This is a genomic window from Haladaptatus sp. R4 (assembly GCF_001625445.1).
In the GTDB taxonomy this organism is placed as follows: Archaea; Halobacteriota; Halobacteria; order Halobacteriales; family Haladaptataceae; genus Haladaptatus.
In genome coordinates this window covers 630544-647320 of sequence record NZ_LWHG01000021.1, presented here as the reverse complement: position 1 = coordinate 647320, position 16777 = coordinate 630544, and the positions used below count along the sequence as shown (strand labels likewise).

The window sequence follows — 16777 nt, the reverse complement described above, 5'->3', positions numbered from 1 at the left end:
CCGTCGAGGGAAAAAATGATAACGTAATGAACCGTACCCGAACACATGGTCCCTACTCATACCATCGAACGGCGTCGCTCCCACCTGAGCGGAGTCGCCACCCTCGTCGGCGGGTTCGGCGTTTTCCTCGGTGCGGCCGCCGGACTCCACGCATCGAGCGTCGGACTCGTCTCCCTCCTCGCAGCTATCGGCGTCGCGTTCCTCGAAGTTAGCCACACGTCCCACTATCGTGGCGCGATTTCGCTCCCCTTCGCGGCGACCGGTGTGATGGTTCTCTTCTGGACGACCCTCGCCCAACCTTCGGACCCGAGTTATGCGTTCGGTGGCCTCCTTTTCGTGGTCTTCGGACTCGCGAACCTCCTCGGCCTGAGTGCCGTCAGGAGGACGTTCCGCGAGTTCGGCGAGGCCGCCGACGGCACTTTCACTGAACCGACCACCCCTCACTACGTTCGCTGACTTCCGTTTTTCGAGGGAATAACCGGGCAACTCACCACATCGGAAGAGTTTAACACACTCCGTCAGCTATCAACGACTAGTGACACGGAAGAAAAAACGCCCATGGCTCGCCGCCCTCGGTTCCTTCGTCTATCCGGGATTGGGGCATTTCTACCTCCGTCAGTGGCTTCGCGGGTTCCTCTGGTTCGGATTCATGTTGCTCACTGCCTACTTCTTCATCCCTCCAGCGGTGGCTAACGAACTATCCGTCGCGATTCAGAACAACGACATGGCCGCCTACTCACAGGCGACCCAGAATCTTGGCCTCGATGTCTCCCTCCCGCTCCTGTTCGTATCGGTCTGCAACATCGTCGACGCGTACTGGTCCGCAGTTCGGAACAACCGCGTCGTCCAAGAGGCGGCGAACGGGACGGTACGCTGTCCAAACTGCGGCCGAAAAGTGGATCCGGAGTTCGACTTCTGTCAGTGGTGTTCGTCGTCGATAGACGCCGAATCTACTGCTCGATAATACTCTCTTCGACGCTCTCGCCGAAGTGTCGCGCGCCGCCCTCCAAGAAAAGTTTGACCTCGTCGCCGACGTCGAGGTCCGTCACGGCCTTTCTCCCGTCCGGCGTGGCGACTTTGATGGTTTCCGCGTTCTGCAGTAGCGTCTCAACCCGGTCGCCGTCCTTCGTTTCCACCTGCACTCGGAACATGGGCCGCTTCTCGATTTTCACCCGACCGACCACCGCTTCGCGGGTGTTGCCGTCGGTGTCCACCAACTGAACCTCGTCGCCGCTCTGGAGTTCGGCGAGGTACTTCGTCCCGCCGTCGGGGACGCGGACGTAGGCGTGAACCGCGCCCGCGTTCACCCGGAAGGGGCGCGAGGCGACGTAGGGCGATTCGGCCGTTTCCGCGTGGACGAAGAAGAGGCCGCGGGACATCGACCCGACGAGCATCCCTTCGTCGTGTTCCATCAGCGATCCGGTATCCACGCAGACGCGGTCCGCGCTGCCGGTCTGTTCGATGGCGAGGACTTCACCCCACTCCAACTCCAGCGTCTCGCGTTCGGCGGCGTCACGCACCTCCACCGTCGAGCGAATCTCGTCCGGGTTGTCGCTGTCCAACAGCACGGCGTCAGCGCCGAGTTCCAGCGTCTCGAAGGCGGTTCGTGCCTCCTCGGCGTTCGTGACGCCCGCGACGAGTTCCGTCTCCTCGCCGATGCGTGCGATGAGGTTTTCGAGCGGGATGATGGTCCAGTCCTCGCCGACGATGATGGTGTAGTCGGCTTCCTCCGCCGCGGCTTGGGCGAACGATTCGTACTCCTTCCCCAGAATTCGGACGTAGGCACCCTCCGCCTCGTCATCGCGCCTGAGCGTCGAGAGGTCGGCGGAACCGGAGAAATCCGACGGGAGGTCTACCGTCCCGTCCCCTTCGGCGTTCTTTCCGACGATCCGAGCGTCGGCGCGCTCCTGTTCGTCCCCGTCCTCTTCCGCGTCGAAGACGTGGATGTCCCCGTCGTTGTGAAACGCCGCCACGTTCACGTCGCCGAGTTCTCGAACGCGCTCGACATCGTCGTCGTCGACCAAGATCCAGTCCACACCGGCTTCCAAACCGGCCGTGATGCGTTTGCGTCGAGTCTCCCAATCGCCGACGCTGTCGTCGGCTTTCAACCATACGGAGCGTGTCATGCTGAATCGCTCGCAGTCGTATGGCTTGAACGTGGCGGAATCCGCAACTTCTCGCCATCGCTGTCGTCGCAAGTTCGTACTCAGTAGGTTTTTCTTCCGCCTCGAATATCACTACCAAATGACCGATTTCGACGCGATTCTCTTCGATCTCGATTCGACGCTGTGCGTCTCGGACCAGGACGAGGAGGCACTCGTCGCGGAGGCGTTCGACCGCGTTTCCGTCGAACAGTACTGTACGCTCGACGACATCGCCGCCGCAGTGGACGGCATTCCGACCGCCGAAACGCCACACGAGTTCTACGAATTCTGTTTCGACGCCACCGCCCGGAACGCGGGTGTCGAGGACGCCCACGCCTCGGAACTCGCCACCGCGTACGAGGCGTGTCTCGACCATTCCGCGGTTTCGTTCCGTCCCGGCGCGAAAGCGGCGCTGGAAGCCGCCAGCGGGACGAACGTCGGCCTCGTGACGAACGGGGACGAGGCGACCCAGACCGTCAAATTGGAGGCGCTCGGAATCACCGATGTCTTCGACACGCACGTCTTCGTCGACCCTCGTGGTGGGGTTCCGCCGAAACCGGACCCAACGCCGTTCGAGCACGCCCTGAGCGAACTCGACGTGAAAGCGGAGAACACGATCCACGTCGGCGATTCGCTCCGCGCGGACGTGGCCGGAGCGAACGCTTTCGGCATCGACTCCGTGTGGGTGCCCTACGAAGAACGGGTCACGAATCCAACCCCCGAACCGACGTACACGCTCCCGTCGCTCGCGGAATTTCCGACTATCCTGTAGAAATCAGACTTCGACCGACAGCCCCGCTTCGTCCAGCGCGTCCTCGGCGGAGAGGTCATCGTGGACGACGCCCGAGACCGCCCGCGCGATGGCTTCCGGATCGTCGTGCTGGAAGACCGACCGGCCGATGGAGACGCCCGCGCCGCCCGCGTCCATCGCGCCGCGAACCGCTTCGAGGGTCGCCTTGTCGCCCTCGGGCGCACCACCGGCGATGACGACGGGGAGGCGCGTCGATTCCACGACGTGCTCGAAGCTTTCGGGGTCGCCGCTGTAGGCCGTCTTCACCACGTCAGCGCCGAGTTCCTCCGCCAATCGTACCGCGTGGCCGAGGCTTTCGGCGTCGTGTTCGTCGATTCCCGGTCCGCGAGCGTAGGACATGGCGAGGACGGGAATCCCGAACTTGCTCGCCGTATCGCAGACCTCCGCGAGGTCGGTGATCTGTTTGGGTTCGTAGTTGCTGCCGACGTTGAGGTGGAGGGACACGGCGTCGGCCCCGGCCGCGATGGCCTCCTGTACCGTTCCGGTCATTCGTTTGTCGTTCGAGTCCGGGCCGATAACGGTAGAAGCGTTCAGATGGACGATGTACCCCGCGTCGTTCTTGTGGTCGTGGACGCGCGATGCGATTCCCTTCTGGGTGAGGACGGCGTCGGCACCGCCCCGTGTCACCGCGTCGATGGTCGATTCGATGTCTTTCAGTCCCTTTACCGCGCCCAGTGTGATGCCGTGGTCCATCGGGACGATAACGTAGCGCCCGTCGGACCCGATTCGGTCGAGTCGTGCTGTGATTCCTGTGTCCATAGTATGTTAAAGAGTCCCAATCTAGTTTGAAGTTCGTTCCGGTTCCGGTATATCCTGTCTCCCTTCGCGTGCCCCGGATTTGAGTTCAGCGGCTTTGGTTTCGAGGCGTTCCGCGACGTTCTCGCCGGAGGCGACGATGTCGACGAGCGCGCTCCCGACGACGACGCCGTCCGCGCCCGCCGAAATGATCTCTCGGGCGTGTTCGCCCTCGCTCACGCCGAACCCGACCGCCTTCGGTAAGTCGCTTCCGGCCAGTCGTTGGAGGCTCTCGTGCGTATCGCCGCTCACGTCCGCCTGTGCGCCCGTCGTTCCCATCCGGGCCTGCACGTAGACGAACCCGGACGCTTGCGTGGAGATGCGTCGCTTGCGCCTATCGGTCGTCGTCGGCGCGACGATGAACACGAGGTCGAGTCCGTATTCGTCACACGCCAGTCGGAGCGGACCGCTCTCCTCCACGGGGAGGTCCGGAACGATGAGTCCCGCGATACCGGCATCGGCGGCGGCGGAGACGAACGCCTCGACGCCCTCCTCGTCTCGCGGTGTGCCACCGCTCGACCGTTCCGAGGCGCGTTGCGCCTCGCGGCCCCCATACTGGTAGATGAGATTGTAGTAGGTCATGCAGACGATGGGAACGTCCACGTCCAACGCCGAAACGAGGTCGAGATACTTTTGCGGGGTCATCCCGCCGTTCAGCGCGCGCCGGATGGCGTTCTGAATCGTCGGGCCGTCCGCGATGGGTTCCGAGAACGGCAGTCCGAGTTCGACGACGTCCGCGCCGCCGCGGACGAGCGCTCGAACGTACTCCTTCGTCTCCTCGATACCCGGGTCGCCAGCGACGACGTACGGAATCAGGGCCGGTTCGTCCGCGAAGGCCGATTCGAGATCCGATTTCGAGTTACTCATTCGAACTCCGGAACATCCTTCGGACGTTCCGTGCTCCGATTCACGTTCGTTCATCGGAATACCTCCATGCTCGGTGCCGCGTCGATGCCACGTTTCTCGCTCTCCTCGATGACCGTGTCGAGGTCCTTGTCGCCGCGTCCGGAGACGTTGACGACCACGAGGTCGCCCAACTCGTCCAAGTCCGTTACCTCTTCGAGGAAAGCAACCGCGTGACTCGATTCCAGCGCGGGAATGATCCCCTCCAACTTCGAGAGTCGGTGGAACGCTTCGAGCGCCGCGTCGTCGTCGACGTTGACCGGCGTCACGCGGCCGGTTTCGACGAGGTGAGCGAGTTCCGGGCCGACGCCGGAGTAGTCGAGTCCTGCACTCACGCTGTGGGATTCGAGTATCTGTCCGTCCTCGCTCTGGAGCAGTTTCGTTCGTGCCCCGTGGAGGACGCCGTCCTCGCCGGTCCCCAGCGAGGCCGAGTGGGGTGCGACGCCCTCGTCCTCGTCGATAGTCAGGCCCGACCCGCCCGCTTCGACGGCGAACAGGGAAACGTCCTCATCGGGAACGAAGTTGTGGAACGCGCCCATCGTGTTCGATCCGCCGCCAGCGCAGGCGACGACGCTGTCGGGCAGTCGTCCGGCCTGTTCCCGAATCTGTTCGCGGGACTCCTCGCTGATGACCGACTGGAAGTCACGGACCATCTTCGGGAACGGGTGTGGGCCGACGACGCTCCCGATGACGTAGTGGGTGTCCTCGACGTTGGTCGCCCAGTCGCGCATGGTCTCGTTGATGGCCTCCTTCAGCGTCCCCGACCCGACATCGACGGGGATGACATCGGCGTCGTGGGTTCGCATCCGGAAGACGTTCGGGCGCTGGCGGTTGATGTCGGTTCTGCCCATGAACACCTCACAGTCGATATCGAGGTAGGCGGCGGCCATCGCGGTCGCGGTGCCGTGCTGGCCCGCGCCGGTTTCGGCGACGATTCGCTCCTTGCCCATGTACTTCGCCAGCAGGACCTGCCCGAGCGCGTTGTTCAGTTTGTGCGCGCCGCCGTGGACCAGGTCCTCCCGTTTGAGGTAGATTTCCTTCCCGTAGCGCTCGCTCAGCGCGTCCGCACGCTGGAGCGGCGTCGGTCGTCCGCCGAAGTCCCGCATGTGGCGGCGGAACTCGTCTATGAACCCGTCCTCGTTATTGAGGACGTAGCGTTCGTAGGCCGATTGCAACTCTTCGATGGCGGGCATCAGCACTTCCGGAACGTACTGACCGCCGTATTCGCCGAATTTCGTTTCGTTCGCTTCGTTCATCGCGTTCCTCTCGTTCGTTTCGTTCGTCTCACTCATGCGTTGACCAACCTCCGCGTGTTCTCGGCCACGTCGCCGTCCATGATCGCGCTTCCGACAAGCAGACCGTCCGCGCCCGCGTCCCGCATTCGACGGGCGTCCTCCGTCGTCGTGATGCCGCTTTCGGCCACGAGGGTTACGTCGTTCGGCACCGCGGGCGATACCGACTCGAAGGTGTCCAGATCGACTTCCAGTCGTGCGAGGTCACGGTTGTTCACGCCGACGATGTCCGCACCGGCGTCGAGCGCTTCCGCCAACTCCTCCCCGCTGTGAACTTCGACGAGCACCTGAAAGCCGCGCTCTTCGGCGGCCGAAAGCAGACCCGCCAAATCGTCAACGAATCGCACGATGAGGAGGACGAGGTCGGCCTCCACGACGTCCAGTTGCTCCTCCCGAACGATGAAGTCCTTGCGGAGGACGGGAACGTCGACCGCCTCGCGGATTCGCCGGAGGTTTTCCGGATCGCCGCCGAAGTGGTCCGGTTCGGTCAACACCGACAGGGCGGCGGCCCCGTTTTCGACCATCGTTTCGGCCAGTTCGACGGGGTCGTCGCTTCGTTCGCCCTCCGTCGTCGGACTGGTCGGCTTTACCTCCGCGATCAGCGGCACCCGTTCGTCGTCCGCCGCCGCCGCGAGTGCGTCCGGAAACGAACGGGGAGTCACGGACACCCGTTCGGTCTCCTCGTCCGGTACCCGCTCCCGAGCGGTCCGGAGGATGGACTCGACCGCGGGTGCGAGTGCACCATCTACGTTCATTGTAGTACATCAACGGACTAGTTTGTACATAAGACTTGCGTCCGGGGGACGAATCTTGAAGGTCGTGAGGTTCGTTCGCGTCCGTATGGACGAGACTGCCGGAATCTACGCGCAGGAGTCGCCGTACTTGGAGCGATTCGTTCAGGTCGGCGTCGCCAGCGGGCGCGTGTTGCGCGTGACGTTTCCGAACGAGGCGGAGGACGACGCACTTCCCGACCACGCCGTACTCGACCGAATCATGGCGTATCTGGAGGGTGTCGAGGAAGACTTCTCGGACGTACAGGTCGCACTGACCGTTCCGACCGACCAGCGCGGCGTGTTGGAGGCCGTGCGAAACATCCCCTACGGCGACCAGGTGAACGTCGAAACAGTCGCCCGGATGACTTCCGGTATCGATCACACGGAGGAAGCCGATTTAGACCTCGTCAGGACCGCGCTCGACGCGAACCCCGCACCGATTCTGGTGCCCGACCATCGCGTCCGCGACGGTCCGAGCGCCGCACCGCCGGACGTCGAACAGAAACTACGTTCGCTGGAAGGGCTTTGAGGACGTTTCCCGCAGGCGAGACGCGTACAGCAGGGCTCCTGACCCCTCCAGAATTTCGGATACCCCTTCTCCCACCATCGGATGCGAGGCGAGGAGAACGTACCCGTTCAGCAACCCACCGCCGATCAGTAGCGTCACCGTAAGCACCGACCGCGGGGTCCTCCCGTAGTGGCGAAACGCCGCGTAACCGAAGACGATCCAAAGGGTGGAAAACACCAGGTGGCCGATGAACCCGGCCGTTCCGTTGTTCGTCACCATTCCGTACCCTTCGAGAATTAACTGCACCACGAGCAACACCATCAGGAGGGTTATTTCCCACCGTTCTCCGCCCTTCGGCCAATCCATTGAATGGTTGCCGTTTCTCGACGGGTCACTTTAACGTCCCGACCACGGATGACTTTTTGTGACTCCCGAACGTATCTCTCGGCATGTACGTCCGGGATGCCAAAAACCGTGAGGAGGTCTGGTTGCTCGATAATATCGAGGCGATGGGACTCGACGGAACCGCCTTCCGATCCCGGGATTACGTCGTCGTCGTGGACGAAACGTCGGGCGATAAAGCCGGGTTCGGGCGGGTTCGAATTCACAAGCCCGAGGACGCCCCCGAAATCTGTGAGTTGACGAGCATCGGTGTGGTCGAATCGTGGCGGGGACAGGGCGTCGGTGCACACGTCATCGAACGTCTCATCGACAAGGCGAGCGACGACGGCTTCGAACGGGTGTACGCGCTCGTCGGCGTACCCGAGTACCTCGCCCAGTTCGGATTCGAGCACATCGATACCGACGAACTACCGTCGGACCTCCGCCACCGCCTCGACACGAAACGCGAAACCATCGAACCCGACGCGATGCCGATGGTGCTCGACATCGGATCCTTCGAGGTGCCTCCGCACCTGCGCGAACGATTCAAAGAGGCTGGTCCGCACGACGTGGCGGGAGAATCGGACGAGGATGCCGACGAGATGGCCGAGGAGTTCGGCATCGACCCCGACGAAGCGACCTACAAGTACGACACCGGTCGGTAGGCGTCCGATTCGATTCCTCGAAAGTAAAATGACCGTCCGGCAGTCGCCGGGAGTCTACGCTTTCCGCGCGAAGACGAGATAGCCGGTGTGTCCGACGGGACTCGTGGACGGGCGCGTGCCGCGCTCGTCGAAGTCCATCTCGCGTTGGATGGTTTCCATCGTTCGGACGTTCTCCAATCCTACCTCGCGTGCGGCCAGTTCGGTCTCCCGGGCGCTCTCCACGAACGGCGCGTAAACGCCGAGCGAACCGCCGTCCGCGAGCAGGTCGGGCGCGTGTGCGACGACCGCCGCCGCGTCCGGGGTGTCGAGGGTGAGGACGTCGAACTCGCCGAGGTCGTCGAGGTTCTCGGTGATGTCGCCCGTCCGAACGTCAACCGAGTCGGCCACGTCGGCCATCTCGATGTTGTCGCGGGCCACTTCGGCGAAGTCGGCCTTCCGCTCGAAGGTGACGACCTCCGCGCCGATTCGGCCGAGGTAACCGGCGAGAACGCCGGTTCCGGTCCCCGCATCGAGCACTCGGTCGCCCGCGGAGACGCCCGTCTCCCCGACGACGAGGCCGATATCTCGCGGGAGCATCGGCGCGCCGGTTCGGTCGAAGTGGTGGAACAGGTCCGGGCCGCGAAGCCGCCGCACCGTGAACTCCTCGTCCAAGTGGGTGGCGAGGACGTCTCCGGGTTCGACGTCCTCGGGAACGGTGAGGACGCCGAGGTCGGTCTGGAGTTCCTCGCCGGGGTCGCGTAGATACTCGCGGTCGCCGTGAACGAGTAAGACCGTCACTTCAGTCGGCTTACCGCTGCCGCGAGGTCGCCGTTCTCCGCCTCCAGCGCCTCGCGGGCCTCGTCTTCCGTCGCGCCCGACTGCTGGACGACGATTTCCACGTCGGCGTCCGGAATCTCATCGGCACCGCCGGATCCGGATTCGACCGCACCGGCCGATTCGGACGAACCGGACGCTTCGCGCGTCTCGGCGTCGCCGACGATTTGGTACGTGTGCTGTCCGCGAGCGTCCATCCGCGTGACGTCCGGCGCGTCGAAGACGAGTTCTTCGCCGTCCGCCGTGCGGATGATCACTTCTTCGGCATCGATGTCGTCCACATCGATACCCATCTGCTTCATCATCTGTTGCATCTTGCGTGGGTCGAGCCCACCGCCGCCGCCGCCTCCTCCAAACATACTCGAACCGTCGGAACGAAGAGGCAAAAACGTGACGCAAACGGTCCGCTCGCTCGTCTTCGTTCCCGGAACGAGCGATGCGTGAAAATCTACTTTGCGAGTGGCCGTCGGTCGTCGCTTTTCGATTACTCGCCCGCGCCGTCCCGAACCTTCACGGCCATTCCGCTGTCGAAATCGAACATCGCGTCGGCGTCGAGTTCCGCACGGCCGACGGCGAGCAGGTCGCCGTTTTCGTGCGTTACGAGCACTTCGTCACCGGAGCGAACGTCGGAATCGACGTCGGCGACGAACTTGGCGAAGACGTTCTTGCCGTCGCGGACGAACGGTTCGCTCTCGTCTCCGACGATGACGCGACCGGCGGGCGTGTCGAGCGCGTCGGCGATGCGATGTCCCCCCGCGAGACCCAGCGTGAAACGCCCGTCGGTGGCGTAGGTGACGAGTCGGCGTCCGTCGGCGTGAACCTGTTGGGGTCGCCCGGACGACGAGTGGCGAACTTCGAGGTCCTCTTCCGGTGGGAACAACGCGGTACCGGCACCCGCGCCGAACTGATAGTCCGCCGTCGTGCGAAGTGCGGGCAAATCCTCTGTCATTGCGCCGGATTTCGCGCGAGCGGGTGAAAGCCCTTCGACACGCGGCCGCAGGCTTTGTCATGTGGTGACGAATGCCACGCTGGCTATCGGTTTGAGGACGATTTATTAGGAGTCAGTCCCAAAGCGGCAGTATGAACACGAAAGAAATGCTGGGAATCGCACTCTTCCTCATCGGGTGTGTCGTGATCTTCGGCGTCATCTCGATGATCGGCACCTTCGTCGGGAACGCGCTCGCGGCGGTTGCCACGGTCGCGCTCGCTGCCGGTTCGCTGCTGTACGGGACGGGCGAAGAAGGCCGCCCGGTCTAGAGCAGGAACGTCTCGGTTCGTTCGCTCAAGTCGATAAAGCTGTCAGCCGCCTCGATGAGTTCTTCTGCGGACGATTCTTGGAACCCCATTACTTCCACGCGCACCCCCTCGTGGCGGAGGTGTGTGGCGAGCTGTGCGAAGTCGCCGTCGCCGGTACAGAGGACGACGGTATCCACTTTTGGCGCGAGCGTGATCGCATCGAGACAGATCCCGACGTCCCAGTCGGCCTTTTTCGACCCGTCGCCGAACGTCTTTATCGCCTTGATCTTCGCCTCGAACCCGATCTCGGTGAGTGCGTCGAAAAATCGATCCTCGTCCGGGCTATCGGCCTGAATGACGTAGGCGATGGCGCGCGTTAGCTCCCGTTCCTGTGTCGCTTTCGAGAGGAGAGAGGAGTAATCTATATTTCGGCTGTAGACGCTTTGAGCAGTGTGGTAGAGGTTTTGCGCGTCAGCTAATACCGTGACGCGCTGAGAGGGATGAATCTCCGTCATACGTTAGTGTGATAACTACTGGCATAAAGAAGTTGCTTGTCCGATACTGTCACGATGTCGGTGTCTTGTGCCACGTAAGCGTCATCGAATCCGGATCCAACATGTAATACCGCTCCCACGTCGGCGCGACGCTGACCACGCGTGTATCGCCGATCGTCGTCTCGGCGTGTTGGTGGTGGTGTCCGATGAGACAGAGGTCGGGCGACAGCACCTCCAGCAGGTCGTCGATGTGAGAGCACCCGACGTCGTAATCCTCGGCGACCGGCAGACCGTGTGGTGCCTCGTGGGTCATCAGTACGTCCACGGAGCCGAGTTCCATCGCTTGTTCCACGTCCTCGTACGTGAAGTGCCGACGGCGTTCGCCGACGAGGTTCGCACGCGGGCGGTCGTACTGCGTCGGCGCGAAGTTCCCCGACAGTCCGGCGATTCGGAGTCCATCGAGTTCGACGGCGGTGCTGGCGAGGAGATGTGCGTTTCTCACTTGTGAGTTCGAGACCAATCCGTTACGCATTGCTTCGATGACGTCGAAATCCTCGTTGTTGCCGCCGATGAACCACGTCGGTGCGGGCAGATCGTAGAACATCAGATCACCTAACTGCAGAGTCACGTCTGGGTCTGCCTCGCGGTAGGCCGCAAAGAGCGCGCGACGGTGGGCGTGTTCGTCGGCGTGAGCGTCTCCCAAGACGAGCATCTCCGAAAAATATGTACGGAGGTGTGATAAGACCGACGGATTGTGTTCTCACGACGTCGTGGTTCGTGTCACCCGGTTACGACGAGCGTGATGGTCGCAAAGACGACGAGTCCGACGCCGTAGAAGAGGAGTTTGATGTCGTTCGCCAACGGCGTCGGTCGGTCATCTGCAGGGTCTGCGATGGTACTTCGAAGACCTATCGACTGTGCGTTCGTCACCGCCGTTCCCATCCGGATCTTTTTGGAGCCACCGAGTGCGAACACCAAACTGGCGAGTCCGAGTCCGAACAGACCGATGAGAACGACCGGTGACCGCGTGAGGGCGAACACGACTGCGACCGTCAGTCCAGCATAGACGAGCGTGTAGCGCAGGCCACACCGCCGCATGAGCGACCAGTTCATACCTGACCAATGATGTCAGTATATAAAATAATCCGCCCGCGGCGAACTCTCATCCTGCTCTGGTTCGCAGACTCTGCCGTCGGCGCAAGGCATAAGTTCTCACGCCACACCCAATTGGATATGCCACATGCTGGTGCGCTCACTACGTTCGTTTACGAACGGAAGAGCACCGGCGTCGTCGGAAAACGCACAAAACGCGCGGCATGAGGTTCGTGGCGGGCGTGGCACCCCCGTTTCGAGCCATCCTCGTTTTGCACCGCGCGCTAACCGATATTCCGACACACACCGATGACAGACACAGACACACCGTTTCGCGGGGTCTATCCCGCGATGACAACGCCCTTCGCGGGCGAACGCATAGATCACGAACTCCTTTACAGCGACGCCCAGCGCCTCGAACGTGCCGGGGTTGACGGCCTCGTTCCGGTCGGTTCGACCGGCGAGAGCGCGACCCTGAGCCACGACGAACACGTCGAAGTCGTGGAAACCGTCGTGGACGCCGTCGACATCCCCGTCATCGCTGGCGCGGGGAGCAACGCGACGCACGAAGCCCTCGAACTGGCGGGGCGTTCCGCGGACGCCGGGGCGGACGGACTCCTTCTCATCTCACCGTACTACAACAAGCCCGAACCGGCGGGGATGGAAGCCCACTTCAGGACGATCGCGGACGAGGTCGACCTCCCCCAGATCGTCTACAACGTCCCGTCCCGAACCGGACAAAACATCGCCATCGAGACGACCGTTTCGCTGGCCGAACACGAGAACATCGTCGGGTACAAGGCCGCGAGCGGCGACCTCGGCCAGATCGGGGAGATCATCGAACGAACTCAGGACGAGGCGTTCGCGGTCCTCTCCGGCGACGACGCCCTGACGCTCCCGGTACTTTCCATCGGCGGCGCGGGAACCATCAGCGTCGCGGCGAACGTCGAACCCGAACGGACCTGTGAACTGGTCGAATCGGCGCTTTCGGGCGACTACGGTCGGGCACAGGAACTCCAGTACGAACTCGGACCGCTGTTCCGCACCCTGTTCGTCGAGACGAACCCGATTCCGGTGAAGGCCGCGATGGAACACCGCGGCTACGGCCCGGGCGAACTGCGACTCCCGCTGTCCGAGATATCCCCCGACAACCGTGCGGAACTCGCGGCGATACTCGACGAACTGGAGGAAACCGCATGACTCGGGTGCTCGTCTCGGGTGCGACGGGACGAATGGGTCGTTCCGTCATCGCGGAAGCGAGCGCCCGCGACGACGTGCACGTCGTCGCGGGCGTGGGCCGTGAACCGGGCGAAATCGACGGGGTTCCGGTGGAACCGGCCGACGAACTCGGGAGCGTGCTTTCGGAGTACGATCCCGACGCACTGATCGACTTTTCGGTCCCCGACGCGAGCGTGGAGTTCGTGAAGGAATGTGCCGACGCGGGCGTGCCCTGCGTCGTCGGCACGACCGGGTTCACGGAGGACGACGAAGTCGCCCTCCGCGAAGCGAGCGAACACGCGCCCGTCCTCGTGGCGAGCAACTTCTCGCGCGGCGTGCAAGCACTGCTCCGCGCCGTCGAAGGGGCCGTCACCGACTTGCCCGGTTACGACGTGGAACTGACCGAAACCCACCACAACGGCAAGCGGGACGCGCCGAGCGGGACGGCGAAGACCGTCCTCGACCGTATCACCGCCGCTGGCGGTCCCGAGGAGCGGGTTCACGGACGCGAGGGAGACGCCCCGCGTCAGGAGAACGAAATCGGTGTCCACGCCCGACGAGCGGGCGGAATCGCGGGCGAACACGAGGTGCTGCTGGCGAACGACCACGAGGAACTGCGACTCGTCCATCGGGCGGCCGACAGGGCCGTATTCGCCGATGGCGCACTCGATGCAGCGGTATGGCTGGCCGGGCGAACCCCGGGCTGGTACGGATTTGACGAGGTAATTACGGCATGAGTCGAAGCGACTTAGAACACGACGTACGGGAACTGTGGCAACGATACGACTCCGGCGATATCGACGCGGACGGTGTCGGAACGAACGAACTGGAAGTCCTCGAAACCTTCCTCGACACGCTCGAAGCGGGCGAGGTTCGCGCCGCCGAAAAGCGCGACGGGGAGTGGGAAGCGAACGAGTGGGTCAAACACGGCATTTTACTGAACTTCGGCCTGCGAAACATCGAAGGCCGAGAATACGGCGACGTGACGTACCACGACGTGCTTCCGCTCCGCGAGACGGACGACCTCCCCGATACGGGAACCCGAAACACGCCGGACGGAACCGTCCTCCGACGGGGCGCACACGTCGGGTCGAACTGTATCCTGATGAGCCCGAGTTTCGTCAACATCGGCGTCTCCATCGGCGACGGGACGCTCGTGGACTCCTGTGATACGGTCGGTTCCTGTGCACAAATCGGCGAGAACGTCAAGCTCGGCGCGAACGCGCTCATCGGCGGCGTCCTCGAACCCGTCGAGGGAACGCCGGTCATCGTCGAGGACGACGTAACCCTCGGCGCTGGCTGTCGCGTCACGTCCGGGTTCGTCGTCGGTGAGGGGAGTATCGTCGCGGAAAACACGCTCCTCACGCCGCGAATTCCCGTCTACGACCTCGTGGACGAGGAGGTCATCTACGGCCACCTTCCACCGAATCGCCGCGCATTCACCCGATTCGTCGAATCCGGCCTTGGCGACCACGACCTGTTCGACGGCGGGGCGTACAAGCCCGCCGTCGTTGCCCTCGACGTGGAAGACGACACGCTCGCACAGGTCGAGCGTGAGGAGGCCCTCCGATGACTCCCGCAGTCGAGAGCCACAATCCGCCGGTGCGGCGACTCACCGACTGGTCGGACGCCCGACTCGAAGCGCTCGCGGACGAGCACGGAACGCCGCTGTACGTCGTCGATTGTCTGCGTGTCCGCCAGAACTACCGACGGCTCTCCCGCGCGTTCCCGGACGCGGACGTTCACTTCGCCGCGAAGGCAAACACCTCGAAGGCGGTGCTCAAAACGCTCGAAGCCGAAGACGCGAGCATCGAATGCGCGTCAGCGGGCGAGACCGTCCGGGCCTTCGATGCCGGTTTTTCCGGCGAGCGTGTCCACTACACCGCCGTCAATCCGCCCGGGGATGACCTCGACAGGGTCGTCGAATTGGCCGCCGAACAGCCGGATCTGACGATCACGGTCGGAGCCGAGGACACCATCGACCGACTTGCCGAACGCGGCTACGACGGGCGACTCTGTCTCCGCGTCAACCCCGGCATCGGTGCGGGCCACCACGAAAAGGTGCGAACCGGCGCGGACGCGAAGTTCGGCGTCCCGTACGACCGGGCCGCCCCACTCCTTGAATCCGCTGCTGCCGACTTCGACGTGGTCGGCATCCACGCTCACGCCGGAAGCGGCATCTCGGGTGACGACCTCGGCAACCACCGGGAACTCGTCTCGCGGATGGGCGAACTGGCGCGAACCATCGACCTGCCGCTCGAATTCGTGGACGTCGGCGGCGGATTCGGCGTTCCGTACCGTCCCGACGACTCGCCGCTCGACCTCGATTCCGTGGCGGCGGCGACGCGCGACGCACTCGGTGACGTGGACGCCACGCTCGTCGTGGAACCCGGTCGCTACCTCGTCGCCGACGCGGGCGTTCTCCTGACGGAAGTGAACACCGTCAAGGACACGCCGGAAACCACGCTCGTCGGCATCGACGCGGGGATGACGACGCTCGCCCGCCCCGCGCTGTACGATTCGTACCATCACATCCGAACCGTTGGAAAGGATGGTTCCCCCGTCGAATCGACCGTCGCTGGTCCGATCTGTGAGAGTTCGGACACCTTCGGAACCCACGTGCTCGCGGACCCGACGCGCGGCGACGTGCTCGCGATCGGTAACGCCGGAGCGTACGGCTACGAGATGGCGAGCCAGTACAACTCCCGACCACGCCCGGCGGTCGTCGCCGTGGACGGTGACCGGACGGCGGTCGCCCATCGACGCGAAACCATCGCGGACGTTACTGCGACCGAAACGGAGGTGACGTGGGAATGAACCTATCGTTCGAGAAGTACCACGGCACCGGCAACGACTTCGTCATCGTGAACGAGAACGCGTGTGTTCCTCACCGAGCACGCTTCGCCCGTAGCGTCTGTGACCGGGCGGAGGGAATCGGCGCGGACGGCGTCCTCTTTCTGTCGCTCGAACCGAACTTCCGTCCGCCGCGAGTCATCATGACGCTCGTCCAACCCGACGGAAGCACGGCCGAGATGTGTGGTAACGGCGCTCGCTGTGCCGCCGTCTGGGCTGCCAAGCAGGCGAACGCGGACGAAGTGATGATCGACACGCTCGCCGGAACGCGCCACGCGACCATCCACGACGGTGGCGCGACCATCGAGATGGGGGCGCCGAAATTCGACCCGAACGCCGTTCCGCTCGCGGGGGACGAACCACTCATCGAATCGCGCGTCGGCGACTACGACGTAACGACGGTGAACACCGGCGTTCCGCACGCCGTCGCGTTCGTGGACGACGTGAACGACGTCAATCTCGAACGGGATGCGCCGCCGATTCGGCACGCGGACGTGTTCCCACGCGGTGCGAACGTGACCTTCGCGTCACGTTTCGAGGGCGGATTCGACCAGCGGACGTTCGAACGCGGCGTCGAAGGCGAAACCCAATCCTGTGGAACCGGGGCGGTCGCTATCGCGGCCGCTGCCCGCCGTCTCGGACTCGTGGACGGCGAACGAGTATCGGTGTCGCCGCCGGGTGGCGACCTCGAAGTGACGGTCGGCGACCGAACCGCGACGCTCACCGGGCCGGTCGAGCGCGAGTTCGGCGGCGACATGCACGTCTCGAACGCGGGACGGCTCGATTTGGAGGCGTGATT

At 63.7% G+C, this 16777-nt stretch carries 23 protein-coding genes; 11 read left to right on the top strand and 12 right to left on the bottom strand.

All coding sequences use genetic code 11. From position 1 onward, the window contains the following. Positions 1-45: 45 nt before the first annotated feature. Positions 46-456 carry a hypothetical protein gene (locus A4G99_RS12830; RefSeq protein ID WP_066144206.1) on the top strand — a complete coding sequence of 137 codons (411 nt, stop codon included), beginning with the start codon at positions 46-48 and terminating at the stop codon, positions 454-456. 79 nt (positions 457-535) lie between these two features. Further along, on the top strand, positions 536-964 hold the full coding sequence (locus A4G99_RS12825; protein WP_066144203.1) for a zinc ribbon domain-containing protein: 429 nt from the start codon (positions 536-538) through the stop codon (positions 962-964). Here A4G99_RS12825 and A4G99_RS12820 read toward each other — a convergent pair. Then, positions 951-2126, bottom strand: coding sequence for a 3-dehydroquinate synthase II (locus A4G99_RS12820; protein WP_066144200.1), 1176 nt, complete (start codon positions 2124-2126; stop codon positions 951-953). The two genes, A4G99_RS12825 and A4G99_RS12820, sit on opposite strands and share 14 nt — an antisense overlap. Before the next feature lie 118 nt (positions 2127-2244). On the opposite strand from A4G99_RS12820, the gene A4G99_RS12815 reads away from it, so the two are divergent. Next, positions 2245-2916 (top strand): HAD family hydrolase, encoded by a 672-nt coding sequence (locus A4G99_RS12815; protein ID WP_066144197.1) that lies wholly within the window; start codon positions 2245-2247, stop codon positions 2914-2916. A gap of 3 nt (positions 2917-2919) precedes the next feature. Here the strand turns inward: A4G99_RS12815 and A4G99_RS12810 are convergent, their stop codons facing one another. From A4G99_RS12810 to trpC, 4 genes are read right to left on the bottom strand one after another with little or no spacing between them, the layout of a single operon-like run. Next, positions 2920-3714 (bottom strand): 2-amino-3,7-dideoxy-D-threo-hept-6-ulosonate synthase, encoded by a 795-nt coding sequence (locus A4G99_RS12810; protein WP_066144194.1) that lies wholly within the window; start codon positions 3712-3714, stop codon positions 2920-2922. Positions 3715-3735: 21 nt separating this feature from the next. After that, complete coding sequence (trpA, locus tag A4G99_RS12805; RefSeq protein WP_066145203.1) at positions 3736-4617, bottom strand: tryptophan synthase subunit alpha; 882 nt, start codon at positions 4615-4617, stop codon at positions 3736-3738. Positions 4618-4667: 50 nt separating this feature from the next. Beyond that, positions 4668-5945 carry a tryptophan synthase subunit beta gene (gene trpB, locus A4G99_RS12800; protein ID WP_066144191.1) on the bottom strand — a complete coding sequence of 426 codons (1278 nt, stop codon included), beginning with the start codon at positions 5943-5945 and terminating at the stop codon, positions 4668-4670. Further along, the gene (gene trpC, locus A4G99_RS12795) at positions 5942-6700 is read right to left on the bottom strand and encodes an indole-3-glycerol phosphate synthase (RefSeq protein WP_066144188.1); all 759 of its coding nucleotides are present in this window, start codon (positions 6698-6700) and stop codon (positions 5942-5944) included. The genes trpB and trpC overlap by 4 nt, the downstream gene beginning before the upstream one ends. Before the next feature lie 85 nt (positions 6701-6785). Here trpC and A4G99_RS12790 point away from each other — a divergent pair, with 85 nt between their 5' ends. Beyond that, positions 6786-7247 carry an MGMT family protein gene (locus A4G99_RS12790; RefSeq protein ID WP_066144185.1) on the top strand — a complete coding sequence of 154 codons (462 nt, stop codon included), beginning with the start codon at positions 6786-6788 and terminating at the stop codon, positions 7245-7247. Here A4G99_RS12790 and A4G99_RS12785 read toward each other — a convergent pair. Further along, entirely contained in the window at positions 7224-7592 is a 369-nt protein-coding gene (locus A4G99_RS12785; protein ID WP_066144184.1) for a hypothetical protein, read from the bottom strand. The genes A4G99_RS12790 and A4G99_RS12785 overlap by 24 nt on opposite strands. Before the next feature lie 83 nt (positions 7593-7675). On the opposite strand from A4G99_RS12785, the gene A4G99_RS12780 reads away from it, so the two are divergent. Next, complete coding sequence (locus A4G99_RS12780) at positions 7676-8272, top strand: GNAT family N-acetyltransferase (RefSeq protein WP_066144181.1); 597 nt, start codon at positions 7676-7678, stop codon at positions 8270-8272. 54 nt (positions 8273-8326) lie between these two features. Here A4G99_RS12780 and A4G99_RS12775 read toward each other — a convergent pair whose 3' ends face one another. The 3 genes from A4G99_RS12775 to A4G99_RS12765 all read right to left on the bottom strand — a co-directional run bounded on the left by A4G99_RS12775 (position 8327) and on the right by A4G99_RS12765 (position 10034). Further along, positions 8327-9049 carry a methyltransferase domain-containing protein gene (locus A4G99_RS12775; RefSeq protein ID WP_066144178.1) on the bottom strand — a complete coding sequence of 241 codons (723 nt, stop codon included), beginning with the start codon at positions 9047-9049 and terminating at the stop codon, positions 8327-8329. Then, a complete protein-coding gene (locus A4G99_RS12770) occupies positions 9046-9444 on the bottom strand; it encodes a nascent polypeptide-associated complex protein (protein ID WP_066144177.1) in 399 nt (132 codons plus the stop codon). The genes A4G99_RS12775 and A4G99_RS12770 overlap by 4 nt, the downstream gene beginning before the upstream one ends. A 125-nt stretch (positions 9445-9569) precedes the next feature. Then, positions 9570-10034, bottom strand: a complete 465-nt coding sequence (locus A4G99_RS12765) for a PUA domain-containing protein (protein ID WP_066144174.1) — start codon at positions 10032-10034, stop codon at positions 9570-9572. A 131-nt stretch (positions 10035-10165) separates the two neighbouring features. Here A4G99_RS12765 and A4G99_RS25955 point away from each other — a divergent pair, with 131 nt between their 5' ends. Next, entirely contained in the window at positions 10166-10342 is a 177-nt protein-coding gene (locus tag A4G99_RS25955) for a hypothetical protein (protein ID WP_190303753.1), read from the top strand. Here A4G99_RS25955 and A4G99_RS12760 read toward each other — a convergent pair. The 3 genes from A4G99_RS12760 to A4G99_RS12750 form a co-directional block, all read right to left on the bottom strand. Continuing rightward, positions 10339-10836 carry an NYN domain-containing protein gene (locus A4G99_RS12760; protein WP_066144171.1) on the bottom strand — a complete coding sequence of 166 codons (498 nt, stop codon included), beginning with the start codon at positions 10834-10836 and terminating at the stop codon, positions 10339-10341. The genes A4G99_RS25955 and A4G99_RS12760 overlap by 4 nt on opposite strands. A gap of 49 nt (positions 10837-10885) precedes the next feature. Next, a complete protein-coding gene (locus A4G99_RS12755; protein WP_066144168.1) occupies positions 10886-11527 on the bottom strand; it encodes a metallophosphoesterase in 642 nt (213 codons plus the stop codon). A gap of 68 nt (positions 11528-11595) precedes the next feature. Then, positions 11596-11928, bottom strand: coding sequence for a hypothetical protein (locus A4G99_RS12750; RefSeq protein ID WP_066144164.1), 333 nt, complete (start codon positions 11926-11928; stop codon positions 11596-11598). Between the two features lie 288 nt (positions 11929-12216). On the opposite strand from A4G99_RS12750, the gene dapA reads away from it, so the two are divergent. From dapA to dapF, 5 genes are read left to right on the top strand one after another with little or no spacing between them, the layout of a single operon-like run. Beyond that, the gene (dapA, locus tag A4G99_RS12745; protein ID WP_082837809.1) at positions 12217-13107 is read left to right on the top strand and encodes a 4-hydroxy-tetrahydrodipicolinate synthase; all 891 of its coding nucleotides are present in this window, start codon (positions 12217-12219) and stop codon (positions 13105-13107) included. Further along, positions 13104-13862: a 4-hydroxy-tetrahydrodipicolinate reductase gene (gene dapB / locus A4G99_RS12740; protein WP_066144161.1), complete on the top strand. Its 759-nt coding sequence runs from the start codon at positions 13104-13106 to the stop codon at positions 13860-13862. The genes dapA and dapB overlap by 4 nt, the downstream gene beginning before the upstream one ends. Further along, positions 13859-14698 (top strand): 2,3,4,5-tetrahydropyridine-2,6-dicarboxylate N-succinyltransferase, encoded by an 840-nt coding sequence (locus A4G99_RS12735; protein WP_066144158.1) that lies wholly within the window; start codon positions 13859-13861, stop codon positions 14696-14698. Before dapB ends, A4G99_RS12735 begins: the two co-directional genes overlap by 4 nt. Beyond that, entirely contained in the window at positions 14695-15942 is a 1248-nt protein-coding gene (lysA, locus tag A4G99_RS12730) for a diaminopimelate decarboxylase (protein WP_066144155.1), read from the top strand. Before A4G99_RS12735 ends, lysA begins: the two co-directional genes overlap by 4 nt. Next, the gene (gene dapF / locus A4G99_RS12725; RefSeq protein WP_066144152.1) at positions 15939-16775 is read left to right on the top strand and encodes a diaminopimelate epimerase; all 837 of its coding nucleotides are present in this window, start codon (positions 15939-15941) and stop codon (positions 16773-16775) included. The genes lysA and dapF overlap by 4 nt, the downstream gene beginning before the upstream one ends. The last annotated feature ends 2 nt before the right edge of the window (positions 16776-16777 follow it).